4 protein-coding genes and 1 pseudogene are annotated in these 4,537 nt (G+C 40.6%); 3 read left to right on the forward strand and 2 right to left on the reverse strand.

Annotated elements, in window-relative coordinates; genetic code table 11:
- Positions 1-306: 306 nt before the first annotated feature.
- A complete protein-coding gene (locus ACMZ6U_RS09465; RefSeq protein WP_416108205.1) occupies positions 307-804 on the reverse strand; it encodes a DUF308 domain-containing protein in 498 nt (165 codons plus the stop codon).
- Between the two features lie 141 nt (positions 805-945).
- On the opposite strand from ACMZ6U_RS09465, the gene ACMZ6U_RS09470 reads away from it, so the two are divergent.
- Positions 946-1,323: a VOC family protein gene (locus ACMZ6U_RS09470; RefSeq protein WP_416108206.1), complete on the forward strand. Its 378-nt coding sequence runs from the start codon at positions 946-948 to the stop codon at positions 1,321-1,323.
- 131 nt (positions 1,324-1,454) lie between these two features.
- On the opposite strand, the pseudogene ACMZ6U_RS09475 reads toward ACMZ6U_RS09470, so the two are convergent.
- Positions 1,455-1,670, reverse strand: a pseudogene (locus ACMZ6U_RS09475) (transposase); the annotation flags it as partial.
- 207 nt (positions 1,671-1,877) lie between these two features.
- Here ACMZ6U_RS09475 and gdhA point away from each other — a divergent pair.
- Together gdhA and ACMZ6U_RS09485 are read left to right on the forward strand one after the other, a co-directional pair.
- Complete coding sequence (gene gdhA, locus ACMZ6U_RS09480) at positions 1,878-3,227, forward strand: NADP-specific glutamate dehydrogenase (protein ID WP_416108207.1); 1,350 nt, start codon at positions 1,878-1,880, stop codon at positions 3,225-3,227.
- A gap of 262 nt (positions 3,228-3,489) precedes the next feature.
- Positions 3,490-4,368 carry an acetamidase/formamidase family protein gene (locus ACMZ6U_RS09485; RefSeq protein ID WP_416108208.1) on the forward strand — a complete coding sequence of 293 codons (879 nt, stop codon included), beginning with the start codon at positions 3,490-3,492 and terminating at the stop codon, positions 4,366-4,368.
- Positions 4,369-4,537 lie beyond the last annotated feature (169 nt).

A 4,537-nucleotide genomic window follows, 5' to 3' on the forward strand; every position in this document is an offset into this window, starting at 1 on the left:
GATATTCCATTGTAAATGATGGGATTTAGCGGTATACTGTAAGTGGCTCATTAGGACTACCTCTTGTTTGTTTTATCACTTACAGTATAGTCCTTTTGGGCTTTTTATTGTCGTTGAAAATCAACTAGCACCACGAGTCTTCTATGTATTAAGACATTCTGTATAATCTAATAAAGCCTAAGATCCTTATAGGGGTCCTAGGCTTTTATCTTTTAATGAACTGTTTGAGGCTGTAGATAAGAGAAATTTTGCTCGTGGAGTAGAGCAAGTCGAAGTTAGTTAAAAAGACTATGTCATAAGTTTTGTTTACAATCGTAGACTGACTAAAAGTCCGGAAAAACCAAGCAGAAGAAAAATAAGAGATAAGAATTTTCTAATAAAAACAGAGGTGAAGATCGGACTAGCGAGAAGCAGAAGACCTAAAATTAGGAAACTTAGTCCTGACAGGAGTGTTGCTTGGCCTATGCCTGTCTGTTGGAGCTGATAAGCAGATATCAAGCGAAGGATGCCGACGACCAGAACCCAGTAGGCGATGATAGTGATGACGAGACGGCTAAGAGAGAAGGCTGAACTACCGAGTAGGATGAAACCAAATACGACTGTCACAACTGCTTGAAGGAGCTGCCAGATGTTTCGTCTGGACTGGTTACTGCGGAAATAGGTGAGCAGGCTTTGGATTCCCCAGACAAAAATCATGAGAGCCAGTAGCCAGCCGATGGAGGCAATGGCTGAGAGGGGTTGGTAAAAGAGGTAGAAGTCTAGTAAGAGTGAAAAGAGGCTAGGGATTAGTGTTATGATTTTCATAGAAAACTCCTTTGTTTGCAGTATTATAGTCAATAAAGGTCAAATTGTCAAAAATCTACGGTCGAGCTTCCTTTATCTAAAAATGTAAATGCTTGCAAAATCGAGGTATAATCGTTAGGATAGAGTTAGGAGGATATTTTGATGAAAATGTTGCATACTTGTATCCGAGTGCAAGACTTGGATGCGTCTATTGGGTTTTACACGACGGCTTTTCCACTAGAAGAAGTGCGTCGTAAAGACTTTCCAGAACATAAGTTTACGCTTGTTTTCTTGAAAACACCAGATGAATCATTTGAGATTGAATTGACCTATAATTATGACCATGGTCCTTATGAGATTGGTGATGGTTATGGACATTTGGCTGTTGGTGTGGAAAATCTTGAAGAAACCCATGACCAACACAAGGCATCTGGCTTTGAAGTCACAGACCTAAAAGGATTACCAGGACAAGACCCACATTATTACTTTGTCAAAGATCCAGATGGCTACAAGATTGAAGTTATTCGCTTAAAAAAATAGAGTTATCATATTGACAACATAAGAACCGCTGACCATTAACTACTGAGATTGTCTAATGGTCGGCGGTTTTTAATCAGATAGTCTTGTAAATTAACTTTGCTACCCTTGGATTCCTGATTTCTAGGCTCGGGTTTCAAAAGCTCGTCAGATAGGTTATGGAGACGTTGAAGCAAGAGCACTTTGAACATCATGAGATAGTCTAGGTGAGGACGACCGCCACGACTGAATAACTCTGATAACAAAGGAAGAAAAATAGTCCAATCCATAATGGCATCCAAACGTTCTAAGGGATTACCTTTCTCTGATAGTTTTGACAAGAGTTTTTCATCGTCTGTGAGTAAATGCATGACAGCTCTCCTCATTACTTTTGATTCTATTATCTTATTTTTGGGAAATTTAGGGAGTTTTTAGAGGTGCCCTTATTGATAATGCCATTTTTTCTGACATAAAATCTGAAAAATAATCAAAAAACTAAGAAAAAACTTGACATAAATATTCTGAAAATTTATACTACTTTGGTAAGCAAAAATTTTAAGTCATGAAAGGAAACATCTATGGTATCAGGAAAAGAATATGTTGCTAGTGTTTTTGAAAAAGTAAAAGAGCAAAATGCTCATGAAGAAGAATTTTTACAAGCAGTTGAAGAAGTCTTTCAATCTCTTGTTCCTGTTTTCGACAAATATCCAAAATATGTTGAAGAAAACCTTTTAGAACGCTTGGTAGAGCCGGAACGTATCGTTTCTTTCCGCGTACCATGGGTTGACGACAAAGGTCAAGTGCAAGTTAACCGTGGCTACCGTGTGCAGTTTTCATCTGCTATTGGTCCTTATAAAGGTGGTCTTCGCTTCCACCCATCTGTTAACCAATCCATCGTTAAATTCCTTGGTTTTGAACAAATCTTTAAAAATTCATTGACTGGTCAACCAATTGGTGGTGGTAAAGGAGGATCAAACTTTAATCCTAAAGGCAAATCTGATCTTGAAGTCATGCGCTTTACACAAAGCTTTATGACAGAATTACAAAAACACATCGGTCCAGATACTGATGTTCCTGCAGGCGATATCGGAGTAGGTGGTCGTGAAATTGGCTATATGTTTGGTCAGTACAAACGTCTCAATGGTTATGAGAATGGTGTTCTGACAGGTAAAGGGCTTACTTATGGTGGGTCACTTGCGCGTACAGAGGCTACTGGTTATGGTGCAGTTTACTTTGCTGAACAAATGCTCAAATCATGTGGAGATGATTTCCAAGGTAAGACAGCTATTGTGTCTGGCTCAGGAAACGTTGCCATTTATGCGACTGAAAAATTACACGAGTTAGGTGCTAAGGTCGTTGCTGTATCAGATTCATCTGGTTATGTTTACCACGAAGCCGGTATCAATCTTGAAACACTTAAAGAGTTAAAAGAAGTTAAGCGTGGCCGTATTAGTGAATATGTAGACAGTCATTCAGACGCTGTCTTTACACCAGTTGGTGGTGATTCCATTTGGACCATTAAAGCTGATTTGGCCTTCCCATGTGCAACGCAAAATGAACTTAATGAAGAAGATGCCAAAGCTTTGGTGGATAATGGTGTTGTAGCAGTGACTGAGGGAGCGAATATGCCTTCAACGCTTAAAGCGATTGACGTTTTCCACGAAGCCGGTGTATTATTTGGACCAGCTAAGGCGGCCAACGCAGGTGGTGTAGCTGTTTCTGCATTGGAAATGGCTCAAAATAGCCAACGTTTGCCATGGTCATTTGAAGAAGTGGACAACAAACTCAAAGATATCATGAAAGATATCTTTGAGAGTGCTGCTGACGCTGCCAAAGAATTTGATGCTGAAGGCGATTTGGTCGTAGGAGCTAACATCGCTGGATTCCTTAAAGTAGCAGAAGCCATGTCAGCGCAAGGTGTGGTCTAAAATCATAAGAATATGAGAGTGGGACAATAATCGGTCATTCGTCAGAATGCGATTCCCCTCATGCTTTCATTTCTATGTTTGGGCTAAAACGGTCTATTTCTAGACCGTTTCTCTCCCACCTCCGTAAAGTTTAGTAGAACTATAAAAGTTGATGACATGAGCGAATTAGAGCCAACTCAACCACTGCGTTTTGCTTGACAATAGAAAATGAATAGAGAGGTTTGGACTTTTGTCCCAACCTTTTTTAGCAAAGGAGACTAAAATGACAAGAATAACGACAGATACCATCCTTTTCGCGATGGATAAGACTAATCAGCCAGTTGCAAGAGCCAAGAGTGGAGATCGTGTTACTTTTGAAACCTTGGATTGTTTCTCAAATACGGTAACATCAGAAAAAGATGTGGTTAGCCATATTGACATGGATCAAGTGAACCCAGCAACAGGGCCCTTATTTATTGAAGGGGCGCAAGCGGGTGATACGCTAAAAGTAACAATTCATTCTATTGCAATCGAAGAACAGGGCGTCGTCATTGCCTCGCCAGGTTTTGGACAATTTGCCAATGAAGTGACCGAGGAAGAAACTCTTATCTGCCAAGTTACCAATGATAAGGTTCTATACAAAGGTTTAGGATTACCCCTAAGAAAAATGATTGGCGTCATTGGAACAGCTCCAGCTGGTGAACCAGTCAATACCGGAACGCCGCATGATCATGGTGGTAATATGGATACGACGGTTATTACAGAAGGTTCCATCCTTTATTTACCAGTCAATACAGAAGGCGCTCTTCTAGCTATGGGAGACGTCCATGCGACCATGGGAGATGGCGAAATCATGGGATCTGGTTTAGAGATTCCAGCGGTCATCGAGGTCACTGTCGAAGTGCTTAAAAATTGTGATCACCCTCTGCCAATGGTTGAGACCAAGGACAAGTGGATCACGATTGCCTCTCGCCAGACGATGGAAGATGCGACGAAACTAGCCTTGGACAATATGAACAGCTTTATCCGATCGCAGTCAGATCTGACCTTTAACCAAGCTGGTATGTTGCTATCGCTAGCAGGCGATGTGGTTGCCAGCCAGCTTGTAAACCCCAATGTCACCATGAGAGTAGAGTTGCCGAAATCTATTTTTGAAAAATAAGATATCACAAGATTATAGTGTATTTGTGAATCTGATCGTTCAAAAGTTCGCTAAAAGTATTTGAAAAAGCGGCTCTTCGTCAACTGTAGTGGGTGACTTATCATTAACATCTAGAGAGAATCGTTCCGGTTCTCTCTTTTTGAGTGTTTAAAGCGATGAGTATTTTGGT

It is taken from the genome of Streptococcus pluranimalium, from assembly GCF_047785745.1.
GTDB lineage: Bacteria > Bacillota > Bacilli > Lactobacillales > Streptococcaceae > Streptococcus > Streptococcus pluranimalium_B.

Bases quoted from the DNA above. Each gene is read 5' to 3' on its own strand.
- ACMZ6U_RS09465 (WP_416108205.1), bottom strand. From the start codon at position 804: ATGAAAATCATAACACTAATCCCTAGCCTCTTTTCACTCTTACTAGAC.
- ACMZ6U_RS09470 (WP_416108206.1), top strand. From the start codon at position 946: ATGAAAATGTTGCATACTTGTATCCGAGTGCAAGACTTGGATGCGTCT.
- gdhA (WP_416108207.1), top strand. From the start codon at position 1,878: ATGGTATCAGGAAAAGAATATGTTGCTAGTGTTTTTGAAAAAGTAAAA.
- ACMZ6U_RS09485 (WP_416108208.1), top strand. From the start codon at position 3,490: ATGACAAGAATAACGACAGATACCATCCTTTTCGCGATGGATAAGACT.